General features: G+C 64.7%; 9 protein-coding genes. All 9 read right to left on the reverse strand.

Annotation, left to right across the window (positions count from 1 at the left end; translation table 11 throughout):
- Positions 1 to 65: 65 nt before the first annotated feature.
- Positions 66 to 1,367: a hypothetical protein gene (locus tag DQ392_RS32565; RefSeq protein ID WP_114019305.1), complete on the reverse strand. Its 1,302-nt coding sequence runs from the start codon at positions 1,365 to 1,367 to the stop codon at positions 66 to 68.
- Entirely contained in the window at positions 1,364 to 1,657 is a 294-nt protein-coding gene (locus tag DQ392_RS32570) for a hypothetical protein (protein ID WP_114019306.1), read from the reverse strand. Before DQ392_RS32570 ends, DQ392_RS32565 begins: the two co-directional genes overlap by 4 nt.
- Entirely contained in the window at positions 1,654 to 4,359 is a 2,706-nt protein-coding gene (locus DQ392_RS32575; protein ID WP_245982261.1) for an SUMF1/EgtB/PvdO family nonheme iron enzyme, read from the reverse strand. Before DQ392_RS32575 ends, DQ392_RS32570 begins: the two co-directional genes overlap by 4 nt.
- A gap of 8 nt (positions 4,360 to 4,367) precedes the next feature.
- Positions 4,368 to 5,162: a class I SAM-dependent methyltransferase gene (locus DQ392_RS32580; protein WP_245982262.1), complete on the reverse strand. Its 795-nt coding sequence runs from the start codon at positions 5,160 to 5,162 to the stop codon at positions 4,368 to 4,370.
- Between the two features lie 316 nt (positions 5,163 to 5,478).
- Positions 5,479 to 8,055, reverse strand: a complete 2,577-nt coding sequence (locus tag DQ392_RS32585) for a GIY-YIG nuclease family protein (RefSeq protein WP_147266613.1) — start codon at positions 8,053 to 8,055, stop codon at positions 5,479 to 5,481.
- A 428-nt stretch (positions 8,056 to 8,483) separates the two neighbouring features.
- A complete protein-coding gene (locus tag DQ392_RS34190) occupies positions 8,484 to 9,035 on the reverse strand; it encodes a hypothetical protein (protein ID WP_147266614.1) in 552 nt (183 codons plus the stop codon).
- 513 nt (positions 9,036 to 9,548) lie between these two features.
- Positions 9,549 to 11,051, reverse strand: a complete 1,503-nt coding sequence (locus DQ392_RS32595) for a recombinase family protein (RefSeq protein ID WP_114019310.1) — start codon at positions 11,049 to 11,051, stop codon at positions 9,549 to 9,551.
- A gap of 910 nt (positions 11,052 to 11,961) precedes the next feature.
- Positions 11,962 to 12,129, reverse strand: coding sequence for a hypothetical protein (locus tag DQ392_RS34695; protein ID WP_181856668.1), 168 nt, complete (start codon positions 12,127 to 12,129; stop codon positions 11,962 to 11,964).
- Positions 12,130 to 12,547: 418 nt separating this feature from the next.
- Positions 12,548 to 13,465, reverse strand: a complete 918-nt coding sequence (locus DQ392_RS32600) for a hypothetical protein (RefSeq protein ID WP_147266615.1) — start codon at positions 13,463 to 13,465, stop codon at positions 12,548 to 12,550.
- Positions 13,466 to 13,897: the final 432 nt, after the last annotated feature.

Genomic DNA, 13,897 nt, shown 5'->3' on the forward strand with positions numbered 1-13,897 from the left:
GAAAGGTTATTTCATCAGTGAGGCGCCTTCCATCTCATTCCGGAATGGGCTGATCCTGCCTACAGTCACTGATCTCGATCGCCTGGTGAGCGACCGCGCAGGGCGGCGAGGACGAGGCGGCCGTATCGGGTGGTGAGGAGCACGGCAGTAGCGGCGAGAGCCCCGCTGGTGGCAGTCACGAGGTGCCAGGGGTCGTCGTCACCCAGCACTTGGAGCACGCCAAGAGCTGTGCCCAGCGGGAGGCCGAGGATGGTGAGCACGCCGAGGGCGCCGCTGATTTGCTGGTTCTCCTGAGTCTGGATGAGTCGGTTGTGGTCGGCGGCCTCGGCGAGGATCTCGGTGAAACGGTCGGAGAGGCGGTATTGCTGCTGGTAGGCGATGAGCAGGTCGTTGGCGATGCCGTGGGTGGTCAGGTGCTGGCGCCAGTAGGTGCTGCGGAAGTGGGCGATCCTGCGTTCGAGTTTGGATAGGCGGTTGGCCTCGCCAGGGCCGGTGAAGACCTGGGCGAGGTCTTCGGTGAGGTGGTCGATGTGGGTGCGCTGGATCATGCCGAGCAGGAGGGCGTCGAGGTAGATGCTGCGCGCGTGGAGTTCGGCATAGCCGTAGAAGGGGTCACTGGGCCCGTGGTCGCGGCGGTGGCCGATGAAGGCGGCGCCCTGGCGGAGGACGAGGGCGCTCCAGTCGGCGGATAGGCGCAAGGCTGCGCCTGTGAGCTGGGGAACGGTTGCGGGGTCGGGCGGGTAGTCGTCGGCGTTGGTACGGGAGGCGAGTGCCCAGAGCCATTGCTGGGTCGGCGGCCAGCGGCGGTGGTCACGGCCCCGGTGGAGGCGGGGCAGGGATACTCGGCTGGGTGTGAGCAGGGTGACGGTGTAGGGAAGAGCGTCGGACTCGATCGTGGCGCGGCCTCCGAGGAGGGGCTCCGATCCGGTATGAGTGTTGTCCTCCAGGAGGGCATTGAGCGCAGATTCGGCCGCCAAGGGAAGCGGGGTGGTCCCGGGGCGGCGGGCGAGGGCGCGGAGAGTGTCGAGGAGTTCCGGGCCGGCGATGGTCAGGTGAAGGATGGCCACAGCGCGGTCGGGGTTGTCGTCGGTGGGTGTGCGCAGGAGTTCGACGCCGTCGACGGTGAGAGGGCCGTGAGTGTGGTGGAAGTGCCGGTGCCAGCGTGTGGGGTGATCGGGGGTGCCGTAAAGGACGCTGGCGACGGCGGGGGTGAAGTAGGTGCGGCGGGTGTGAGTGGTAGTGGTGCGGGCGCCGTGGGTGAAGGGCAGGGGGCCTTGGGGCCAGGCTGGGTCGGTGGGCAGGCGTGCGGGCAGGACGACGGCAATGATCTGGCGGACACCGGTAGGTGCGTTGCGCGTGTGCCTCACTCGTAGAAGGCTTCCGGGGAGGGTTGGTTGAGCCGGATGACGAATTCGGCTCGCCAGGTGTCGGCGGGGGCGATGTGGAAGCGGACGCGTTCGCCGGTGTGCAGGGTGCGGAATCCTTCGGTGACGATGTGGGTGTAGTCGAAGGTGTAGTGACGGCCGTCTTCCTCGTCTTGCACGATGTAGCTGCTTGCGCGGCCGTGGATGCCGCCGCCGTGGGGACGGCGGTCGACGACGTGGCCGAACCGGGGGACGTCGGCTGAGGCGGGCCTCTGAGGACGGTCTGCCGTCATGCGTGCGATCCCTCCTTCGCCTCGTCACCAGTGTCAGGGGGTAGTTCGGTAACACAGCGGAAGCCGACGGCGTTGCTGGCTCGGGAGCGGCGGAACAACCCCTTGGCGCTGGCTTGAACGGCGCGCAGTGGGTTGTCGAATGCGCCGCCGCAGATGACCGCCTCGTCTGGGTCGTTGACGCTGGTGGAGGTCCATTCCCAGACGTTGCCGACCATGTCGGCGATGCCGTATGGGGAGCGGTTGGAGGGACGGGCATCGACAGGGGTGACCCAGGCGTGGCCCAGGCCTCCACGGTCGAATTCTTGCTTGCATGCCTGGTAGGTGACCAGGGGGCGGCCGGCCCAGGTGTCGGCGCAGTTCACCGCTTGGAGGTCGGGGGTGTCTCCCCAGGGAAAGAGGCGGCCGTCTGTGCCGCGGGCGGCGGCTTCCCATTCCAGCGAGGTGGGCAGGCGCTTGCCTTCGAAGGCGGCGAAGGCGTACGCGGACCACCAGCTGACGCAGATGGCCGGGTGGTCGTCGTATCGGGGGTCGTCGTAGTAGTCCGGGGCACGCAGTCGCTCGGCCCATGGGGCGTGCGTGGTGCCGGGCGGCTGGTCCGGGTGGTCCCAGGGTGAGGTTCCGTCGGGGCGCAGAGCTTGGAGAAAGGGGCGGTAGCGGGCGACGGTGACCGGGTGGCGGTCGAAGCGGACCAGCCGATGGATACGGCGCAGCAGCAGCCGTTCGGCTGGCCCGACGAGATAGACACCGGGGCGGAGCACGCAGTCCTCGGCCGGGGCGGGGGGTGAAGTGTTGGTGGGGTGGGCAGCGAGAAAGGCGCGGACTTGTTCGGTCAAATAGGGGGCGCCGGGCAGATCCATCGCCTGTTCACGGCCTGCTGGGGTGCTGAGGTAGCGGGCGGCAAGTAGCTCCTGATACGCGGAGTGGATGAAGGCCAGTGCCTGATCGTCGGCCGGCCGGAACAGCGGGGCCAGGCGGAAGGCCTCGGGCGTGATGAGGCCACCGTCGAAAGCTTCCGGTCCGAGCGCATTGTGCAACTCAAGCAGAGGGAAGACCGTGCGGTCTTCCAGGAAGGCTCGGCCACAGGCATCAGCGAGGGCTGGCGCGAGGTGCGGTAGTCCGGCGTTGGCGAGTACGTGGTCGATATGGCTGCCGATCAGCTCGGTGAACGTGCGGGCCCCTGCCATGTCCAGCGCGCTCCGGATGCGTCGTGCCAGCGGCGTTGGGGGAACGGCGGTGTCGACATCCGAGGTGGTTTCGCTGCCGGTTGGGGTGCCGGTCAGTCGCAGCATGCTGAAGCGGGGAACGCGCTGGGGGTCCACACCGTTGGCGTACACCTGCTCGACCAGTTGCTCGGATACGGCACTGGAGCAGTCGAGCAGTCGCCGAATCTGCGGGGAATCGGCCAGGAAAGAGACCCGGGAACTCATTACGACGCAGGACTCGGCTGACAGCACTGACGCCAGGTCCGCGAAAAGGCGCAAGAATCCTTCGGGACTGGGTTCCTCCACCGCCTCGTCGACAGCATCCAGGACACACAGCGCCGAGCCGGAGCGGATCAGGTACAAGAACAGCTCGAACGTGTGCGCGCGTTCACCCGGCATGCAAGGCGCCAGGATGCGGGCCACGTATTCGGCGAAGGTCTCGTCCTTGGACTTCAGGCTGAGGTCGAAGTAGAAACGGAAGCGTCGCGCTGTTGCGGGAGTGTCGTTGACCAGGGCACGCAGCAGGGTGCTCTTCCCGCTTCCGGGCTTGCCGATGACCAGGACGTTGGCCGACTCCTGCATAAGCCGAGTCAGGAGTGGTTCAGCGTCATCCACCTCGGTGATAAGGGATTCGCCGCTGTGCGGGTCACTGGCGAGGAGGGCACCGGACAAAGGCAGACGCTCGCTGGGCATCTCCGGCGCGGCAGTGGCGCAGGATGCCAGATGAGTCTGAAGATCGACAATGGTGTCGATGAAGCCCTCATAGCCCACGATCCGGTAATCCTGCCCCAGCAACGGGCGGACCTGGTCCACTACGTCGTCGAGGATGACGAACCGGGTGAGCTTGGGCAGTCGGGTCTTCAGCAGCTCACCGCCGGTGCTCTCCAGCACGTTGCGCAGCTCGGCTGCATCCTTGGACAGGAGGAGCTCGACATACTCCAGGCGAACACCGGATTCACGGCAGAACAACTGATAGACGGTCTCCGTGGAGAGAACGAAGCGCTTGGAGACCCGATACCCCAGCGTCAGGTAAAGGCCGGCAAGGAACTCCACTCGGCGCGCAACTTCGGGTTCCATCCGCGGGTCATTCCCGGACAGGGCCGGACTGGCGGTGCTGGCGAACCAGGCCAGCACATCGACCAGACGACGCACAGCGAGCAGACCGTCTTCCTCAGCGATCTCGTAGCCATCGTGCGTGGAGCGGTTGCGCAGACGCTGGATGTCGGTAAGCGCGTCGAGGACCGTTGTGCTGCGAATGTGGGGACGGCAGCCCTTGATCAACTCGCTGAGCATGCGCCCGGACGGATCACCGGCCACCTCATGATGCCGCCAGAGCTGCTTCAGCAGCTTCTCGGTGATCTTGCCCACCAGAGCGATGGCGTTCTCCGGATAGCCATCGTCCAGCGAACGTAATGGGCGCTCCAGATCGATCCCAAGGCGCTCGGCGACCCGCGAGTGATCGTCCAGCTCATGCTGTAACCGGCGCAGGCGCTCGTCCACCGGAGCGGTCACCGCGCACCCCCGCCAGGATTGATAGTGTCGGCGGGGTTCTCACGGATGCCGAGGACAAACTCGAAGCGGTCGGGGAAGACCAGCTCCGGCTCCGGGTGGCCGGCCCGGATCTCCTCGATCCCGGCATCGAGCTCCTCGTCGCTGAAGGTCGACAGCACGGACATGTACCGGGCCCTGACCATGGACAAGTACCGCTCCTTGTCCAAGCGCAGCTCATGCTCCACACAAGTCCGTTCGACCCGAAGCCCCGCATCGGCCAGGTACTGGGCAATACCAGCAGGGTCGGGCTGGAGCTCTTCATACCGCCTAAGCGCTTCAGCGAAGAGCGGATAATCGATGGTGGTTGGCAACATCGCCACCAACAACCGCCCACCGGGCGCCAACAGCCGTGCCAGGCCGCCGAGGGTGACGGCAGGATCGGTGACGTGGTGCACCGACTCCTTCAGCCACATCGCATCCAACTGCTCGTAGGGCAAGGCCACCTTCTGATCAGCGATCTCCTCGGCCGAGGCGCGAAGCGGTGAGAGAGCAGACGATGACGGAAGCTGATCGAGCATCGCCGCGGAGGGATCGACACACAGCAGAGGGTGATCTGGGCGAAGAGCCTCCGCTATACCCGCGGCGAACAGTCCAGTGCCGCAGCCGATGTCCGCCATACGGTCGTCCGCCGACAGCTCCAGCGCCGAGGCAATTTGCTCGGACATCCACCCAACAAAGGCTGGACTATATGCCCAGTTGTCGTCGTACGCGCTGGCGAGATTCTCGTAGTGCTCCCCCATGTCACGCCGCACCGACGCCTCCTGTCCCACCCTGATCGATCACGCTGCCCTGGCTTGCCAGACTACCCAATGGAGCAGTCCCAGCAACGGGGCGTATGCCGGACCGATGGCGTCAGCCGACCAGCGCTGACGCCTATTCGAATGCTCATGGCTACGACGCTCCTGCCTGAGGATTCAGCGTCGACGAATGACAGTTTGTCCTTGGCAGTGAAAGTTAGTCGCTGGAGTCGCGCTGACCTGCGCCGACTGGGATCGGATTGGTAAAAGATCTTGCTGGGCCTGCTTGTGATCTGGCTGGAGGGTTCAGTCCTTCTGCACCTCACGGTGTTCAGGGCCGGTCTCGGCGGACGTTCTTGCGCCGTCGTTCGAGTTGGGGGAGCCAGTGCTCGGGCGGCTGGGGATCCGTGGCCGCTACAGCCCAGCCGTCCTCTTCCTGGGGGTTCCGGGGAGCCCAGGTGCGCGGTCGGTCTAGTGCGACAACGTCCCTGATGAGCAATCCCATTGCCTCGGGGACGTCCCGGTCACGGTAGTTCAGCACCAAAGGGATTCCCAACGGGCCCCGTCGCAGGACCGACGTCCGGTAGGTGACCTGGCAGAAGGCGTCCGCTTCGAAGACGACGCCACGGGCGCCGGTTGGCCCCTCCTCGTCCGAGAACCAGATCAGCCGGTCGCCAGCGACGAGGCGTTCCCGACCGAGGAGCATGCCGTTTCGCGCGGATTTTTCCCTGTTGAGGAACGGAACGGGGTCCTCGTACGCACCGAGATCGTTGTCGCTGATTCCGGCCACGTGGCCGGGGGCGCGCGTGGCATGAATTTCCAGTAGATCGCCGTCCCCGTGGGCCTGCCAGAAGTCGAGGACCTCGGCGGACGAGCTGAGCAGATGAGGATATGCCGTAAGCGCGAACAACTGCCCAGCCCTCAGGGGCAGGACGACTCGGTCGCCCTCGCGCAGGCGATGGATGGCAGGGATCGGCTCCCAGCTGGTGATCCCGGTTGACTCGCCCTGACAATGGCGGATCGCCTCGATGGCCACATCCAGAGTGACGCGGAAAAATTCCCTGTCTGCGCTGACCCGTTGGGCAGTGAGGAGGCGGTGGACAGCCCGTTCGACGTCTTCGGGGCGCGACGAGAGAGCCCTGAAGAGCACCTCGTAAGGAAAGGGGACTGACGTGCCATACAGGTCCTTCGCACGGTCCTCCGCAAGCCGGGCCGAGTAGCCGATCTTAAGCATGTCCGGGAAGGCAGGGTTTCGCTGGACGTACACGAACCCGGTCGCCCGAGGGGGAGGCATGGGAGTTCTGGTACGCGTCTCCCGTGAGTGGCCAGATTGCTGGCCTCTCTTGGTCCCCCTGGAGAATCCGGAGAGCTCGACCGGCGGGTGGGCTGACAACGCTACGACCCCGCCTTTGAGGTCGCGATAGGACGATGCGGTGATGTGGCGCCCCGAGGAGAAGTGCTGGACCCGCGCGGGAGCCAGACGCCGCAACGCCTCCGAGAGCGGCTCAATCCCCTCGTGCTCGTCGTAGTCACAGTCATGGGCGCCCGGCAAGGCCCGTGTCAGCGCTGCGGAGGCAACTTCCGTGACCAGGCTGGCGAGTTCCGGGCCGATGGGCGCGTACAGAGTGCCCAGGTGGGTGGACTCAATGTCCCATTCATCCGGCTCGTTGTGTGATTCCGCATAGACGTCAATGGGGACGCCAGAGCGCTTCGCCATGAGGAGCAGCTCGCAGGCGTGGGCTGGGTTGTCCAGATCGAAGACGAAGTGAGCGCGTATGCCCAGGGACTCCGTTCTGGGCTTGCGGCAGATGAGCAGAAGGCGGCTCGCGTGTCCGGGGTCCCTCTCGAAACCGAGGGGCAACACTCCCTCGCTGAGTGCGGCGCGGGCGGCCTCCGTCTCCTTCTCGGTTCGTACGATGACGTTCCACCAGGGTAGAGGGCCGTATGTGCCGTGTAGCGCCTGGGCGTCGGGGACGCAGGAGCCGATGCGGTAGCTCTCTCGGAAGTGGAGCGAACAGTTCAGGAAGGTCAGGATGCAGGCGTCCTGGAAGCGCTCCTTCTGTGTACGGGTCCGCAGCAAGTCGCGCTCGGTGGCGCTCAGACAACCTATCGCCTCGGAGAGCACCTCAAGCTGCTCGTCGACCACGTCCAGGGCGCGGGTGAAGACCGGACGCAGACTATGGTTTGGCCGGGAGTCGCGGATTGCCTCGCGAAGGGACCCACTGGCTGCGGTGCAGCCGGCCACCCGGGTTCCCAGCTCCCGCAGATGCCTGACACCGAGGGCGGGAAACCCCTTCGTCCATAGCTTTTGAGCCTCGTTGCCTGCCCTGATCAGGGCAAGTGCCGCGACATGCTGGACACGCGTGTCGGGCTCCGCTTCCAGCCTGGACCAGATGGTCTCGGAGCACACCTCCAGCGGTCTGAGTGAGCGAGGCGCCATAGCTTCTGCGGCGCGAGAGGTTTCCATGCCCCAGTGCCGAGTCAGTTCTCTGACTGTCTTGGCGATGGTGGTCACGCGGGAACGCCGACGGAACCAGTGGTCCAGGAGAAGGGCGTACGCGCTCTCCGGATCCTCGGCGCGCAGGCCGAGGCCGAACAGCAGAACGGAACCCATGAGTCCGTCGTTCTCCACGTGCCAGCGGACATGCTTGACCAGGCTGGCGAGTTGTTCCGTGTCAGGCTTGGGCTCGGCGAAGACTGGGTGCCTTGCTAGCAGTCCGATGATGTGCGCGGTGGATCGGCCACGCGCGTCCAAGACAGCGATACGCAGAACCAAAAGGGCCCGCAATAGATCCAGATCACTCGGCTCACCGACGATCCGCGCCGGGTCCATCAACGCGTGGCGACCGACGGCGGTGGCAATCCCCGTGCAGATCTTCTGGATCCACTGCTCGCGCAGATCGGTCAAGCCAGTAGCGGAAGGCACGACTTTAATCCCCCTGTTGATACGGACGGCAGCGGAACCCTCTCCGTCATCCACAACGGAGACCGCCTCACCTCGTCGGAAGCGCTGCTGTCACCTGGTGCCGGTGGGGTTCTGCAGGCGACCTGGCAGACGCTGTACCCATGAGCACCGGTGTCCCGCAGGGCCACGGCCAGGGTGCTCATCATCCTTGCCTGTCGCACCAGCGGAGTGTATGAGGTACCACTGACAAGACCCGTACCGGCAGGACATCGCGACATTCCCGCTGACCTCTTCGGCGTGGCGGTCTGGGAAGCCCGCACGACTGGGTTCGCTGTCAAACGCCTCGATTGCCTGACAGAGGACACTGGGGGTGGCTCTGTTCACGAGATGCGGTTCCGGTACAACTTCGGTGGAGCTGCTCCGAGGCACGGTTACCGACCGGCGTTGTCGCCATTCAAGTGGTCCCGGGCTGCGGTCACGTAAGCGGCGATAGCTTTGGTGAGGTGAACGTGCTCATCACGGGCAGCCTGCGCAGAGGCAGCGTCGGAGTAGTCCCTCTGTCGAGCGGCGAGCCGAATCTGAAAGGCCGCGCTGACGACTTCTTGGGCGAGGATGGCGACGTGCTCAGGCCCTTCGAGTTGGACGACAGGGAGTGTAGCCCGCAGGGCATCGTCCCTCTCCGCCGCCTCTGCTCGTAGCACAACGGCGCGTGCATTGACACCTGCAGGATTGCTGGTGTCACCTGTGCGGGTGATTTCCGCGTGAGCCTGGGCGATGGTTACGGTGCGCCGCGTTCCATAAGCGTACGCTTCGGCAGCTTGCAAGAAGGCGGCATAAGCGTCCCGCTGGTGTTGTCGGCGCACTGCGTCGACGGGACCGAGATGGGCTCCACGCGCCTGGTGGCGTCCCGCCGCGTAAGCCGCCGCGGCGGCGACCAGTGCGGTGGGGCTGGCGACGACGGCGGCTATCACCTGTGGATCCATAATAGTGAGCATGCCGCAGTCGACCACTCAGGTGGCGGGCGTGACGGTTCGTGCGCATCAGGGCTGCCGGTGAAGCGTGGCAAGTGACGCTGCATTGGGCAGGTGAGGCCGGTCGCTTGCGGGGCCGTGAGACGAGGGACTGGTTGTCCCTTCCTCCTCACATCCGTGCAAGGCCAACACGGACGTCCCGGCGCAGGTTTCACAGAAGTTGCGCCAGAGCCGCATCTCGTGAACAAGGCCACTGCGGCTAATCCCCACCCAGGTGACCTATGGTTATGGGATAGCAAGAATCAGTTCGGTCATCAACGCCGCAACCCGTGGGCAAACAACCCCGCTCCCCCTCCCGACACACAGCAGCACCATACGCACACGCGGCGGCAGCTCGTGACGTAACAGTCACGGTCTGTCGCCGTTCGTCGTACGTGAGGGACAGGCCCAACGATTCGTAGATCGGGCGCTTGTCCGCCGGCTGTGCAGCGAGAAGACGATCTTTCATGTCGCCGAGCGTCTGGATCACGCCGTCAGTTCCGATTCAGAGAAGCACTGCCTCTCGGGCTGACTCGAGCGGCTGGCACGGAGCCGCTGCTCGGCAGCACTCTTCTCCCGTTGGGCCTCGTTGATCCACTGGGTTACCAACACCGGGTTCGATCCGGCGTCCAGTGCAGCGCGGTACCCAGCAAGCCGTCGGTCGCAGGCGGCCACGTGCTGCCGGGCTTCAGTCAGCTCAGGTGATTCATGCCCCCGCTCCTGCCCTTGGGCAGCATGGAGCTGACGAAGAGTGTTCGGAAGCCGTCCCGGGGAAAAATGGCGGGCGATCCACTCGTCGAGCTTCGGCAGGACGTCGGACTCTCGTACATAAACGGTGAGTGGATGGTCCAGTTGTGCACTCTTGGCATACTCTGCCGTATAACGGAAGCGGTAATGCGGAGCACCATGGTTGTAGTTGCCCTGCATCTTGCGTCCGCACAGTGAGTGCCGCATCAGACCTCGCAACGCGTAGGTGCGATTGATCGGTCGGGCTTTGCGGTCCACTCCTGCGGTGTTGTTGCGACGAGCGTGGCGCTTGGACTGTGCGGCGGAAAAGATCTCGGGCCCGATGAGGGGAGTGTGCGCTTCGTCTGTTGACCACACCCATTCGCTCGGGTCGTTCCATTCCATCTTGGAACGGTGTCCCAGAGTGACATCCTCGACATCTAGTTGAACCTCGCGGCGTCGCTGCCGATTCCCCACTTCGCGGCCGGTATAACGCGGGTTGTCGAGGATGGTGTGAACGGCGCTCTTGGACCAGGCGTAACTATCGCGGTGTCGGTTGCGTGCGCGGTCATGGGCGAAGGGGCAAGGAATTCCGTCGCGGGTCAGTCCCTCTGCGATTGCATAGAGCCCCGTCCCACGCAGGAATTCAGCGAAGATGCGGGGCACCACGTGGCTGGTTGCGGGGTCCGGTTCCAGCCTGTGTAGACGCTTGCCCTCAGCGGCTTTTCCCGGGTGCGGGTGTGGCCCTGCATCGGCAAGCCGGTATCCGTATGGTGGCCGCCCACCCTGATATCGCCCCTCGACGCTGAGCTGGGACGCCATGGCGGTTCGGGTTCGCACTTTGATGCGGTTGCGCTCACCCTTACTCATGCCCCCGAATACGGACATGACGAGATCGTGCGCCTCGTTCTCTGGATCGATCGCTCCGCCGATCTCGGGAACCCAGAGTGGCACGCCGTGATGCACGAAGAGAGGGAAGGTGTTTCCGAACTGATTCCCGTAGAAGGTGCGCTGTGGCTCGCCGATCACGACTGCGTCGAAGCCACGTTCTGGGTCACTCAGGGCTTTCAGGAGGGCGGCGCCGCGTGACCGTCGCTTCCAGGACAAGGCGCGGGAGTGGCCTGAGTCGAAGTACTCGACAACAATTTCCCCTCCCCTAGGCTCTACCAGGCCGCGGGCTCGGCGGAGCTGCCATTGACGGGAGGTTTCCGGGTCCTGAAGATCTTCAGTCGAGCAACGTCCCGCAAATGCAAAATGCGTCATCTAGTCACTCCTTTCCGACCCCGAGATCATCCGGGGTTGTAGATTCACTGGGAACCGTCGTACCTCGACAGCACGAGAAGAGCCAGACACGGAATCGAGTGAGTGATGTCGCTGATACTCTACTAGGATGAACTTCAGCAATGCTCGGACAGCTTCCCCTGAGAGAGATGGGAGCTCTTCAGGGAAAATAAATTCTGGAGTTTCTTCATCGTTGGGCTGGGGACGTGCAGCTCGCATGGAACTCACAGGCATAGACAGGCAGCGCCCGGTTGAAGATGCGGTTCTCGCTGACACCAGAAGTAGAGAACACGAGGCGGAAAATTGTCAGAATCGAAGCCCCAGTAGTGTCGATTTCTTGAAAAGCGCCTACCTACAGGGCAGCCAGCGGCCTCTGCGGAGTTGCTCTTGACCATCTCGGAGGCCCGGAAAGCTGGCTGCACACCCGCGGACGGCACACGGGCCGCCGGGGGCCTGCCTGCCCCTCCCAAGGAGACGGGCTGCTGACCCTCGCTCCTAGACCGTCCCAGCAACCCCGGCGCGATGAATGCCGAACTGAGCCCGCAGCTACAAGAGCAGACGGAAGAGATCCACTACCGCCGGCCCTGGAAGCCGACCACAAGTCCGCCCGCGAACACCTGCCGGGATGACGTGGCTGACCCCGTTGTCCGCGCTACAGCGGCACTCGGTGAAGGGCCAGCACGCACCCGGCTGAAGGTCGACCGCGACCAACGAATCTGCACGATGTGCGGACGGACGAAAGGCTTCGAGCCGCGGAAAGGAAGACGCCACTCCCCTGTTGATGACCGCCCCTCCGTGCCAGCTGGCTACGTACGCCACACCTGGCTCCGTGCCAGTGAGCGTGAGGTGGCGGGCCCGACGGCTCGCCCCTCACGCTTCAGTGGTTTACGGCTTACGGGAGCAGCAGCGAGTACACCCCCAGGAGCAAGGTCATCGTGGCAACAAAGGCGCCGCCTCCCAGGGTGCACGCGACCAGGGGGTTCCTCTTGACGGCGTAGAAGAGGAAGGCCGCCACGAGAGCGACGACGAGGGAGAAGAGGACGGCGATAACGATGAGCATCAGCCGTGTCCTGAAGTTCGGCAGCATGGGGTCTGCGCCCAATCCGGCTCGCGGTGGTCGAGCCGGGCACGGCAGCCTCAGCCCGACCACCTGACATCAGTGGCCATGAGCTGAGGACCTGCCGACGTTTCAGATCCACGCGGAGCCGACCCGCAACTACCGGCTACCTTCACGGTGCTCGAGCTGGCACTCGCAGTGTTGGGGTTTTCGGTGTGTTGTATTCCCTCCCAGCACGTCGACCCCAGGGGGAACGAAGACCTAAGACAGGATTCCCGCCCGGCCGTCGGCCTCATTCTCGTGTTGCTTGAGCACGCCCATCGTGGCACGGCCGAACGGTCATGCGTGGGCCTTCCGGCAAAGTTCCCCAGACGAGCTGCCGGTGGGAGGCGAGCTAGTGCTCCGCGGCTTCTGCGCTCCTTCACGCCACGGTGTCGATCTTAAGTCGGCACGAAGCACGCAACAGGTTCAACCGTGTGACCGCTTCCTGGTACGGCGGTGCACCAGGGTTGGTGATCGCCGCCAGCACCAACGTCTCCAACCCCTTCCGCGTCTCGGACGGGATGACGAAAGTCCCGTACAAATGGAACCCGGTCTCCACTTTGTTGCGGAGCGTCCGGTGCAGATCGTCCCATGCGTCCTCGGCGGCGTCCCGAAGCTGCGCGCGATCTCCTACCGCACCGCGGGACAGCCGGGTCAAACACCGCTCCAGCTTCTGTGCGCGGGCGTCCAGCTCCGTGGCTAGTTTTCGTACGCGCGCGAACACCTTCGCCGACGTGACCACGAGTCCGACCACCACGCTGATGCACGCCGCGAAGACCGCGGGCGAGTAGCGCCCGGGAACGGGCAGAGTGCGGATCAAGCAGACGGCTCCCACGGTGCCGCAGCACATCGCGGCTACCTGGAGGGCTGCCGCCCAGGTTAGGCGGCCCTGCAGGCGCTCGTAGGCGAACGATGGCGACTCCCGCACCCCGCCGCCGATGTGGAAGCACCAGATCATCACCAGGGCCAGACCGGCTACAACGGGCTGGTCCGGCAGGAAGCTGACCGCTGCCACCACGACCAGGAACATGGCCACCACGTACGCGGTCATCGGTACGAACGTGATCACACGGTGCCAGGTCTCCGAACGAGCCACGAACCACGGTTTCACGACCCAGTACGAACCGAGCAACAGGAGAGCCGAGAGGGCGGCCAGCACGGGGAACAGCGTCATTGAGGTGCTGCCGAGCGCTATCGCCGTCAGAACGACGGCGACCCCGGTGCTGGTCGCACCGGTCCATAGTCGCCATTGGGCTGGGTGAGTCTCCGCTCTGGGGGATACGGAATCTATTGTCACGGATGAACAACTCCTTGCTTCGGTAGGCGCCCGCTCGCCAGCCGCCCCTCCGTTCAGAAAAGCACCGGCCACTGACAGCGGAACATTGTCGCCCATCACGCCTCGTCAGTCTTTGGCCACGGGAATATCGGGTGGGCCGGATGATTGATGCGAGGGGTTCGGGCGCTGTCCTGTCGCGCTTGCTCAGTCACAGTTGGCTATTGAGCAGACAGGGAATGAGGGGTGCAGCGGAGTCGCGAGAAGGCCCCACGACCTTCAGGGCCTCAAGCTTGCGGAAGACCAAGACGTCTTCATGGACGATGAGGTGAAGGGTGGGCTTGATTCGGTTTGACGGACATTCGAGATCAGGGGCGTTGCCCCGGAAGGATGTCCATCATGGAGAGCATGGGGAAGAAGAAGCCGCGTCCTCGCCGCTCGTTCACACCGGAGTTC

The sequence above is a fragment of the Streptomyces reniochalinae genome (genome assembly GCF_003323735.1).
Classification (GTDB): Bacteria; Actinomycetota; Actinomycetes; order Streptomycetales; family Streptomycetaceae; genus Streptomyces; species Streptomyces reniochalinae.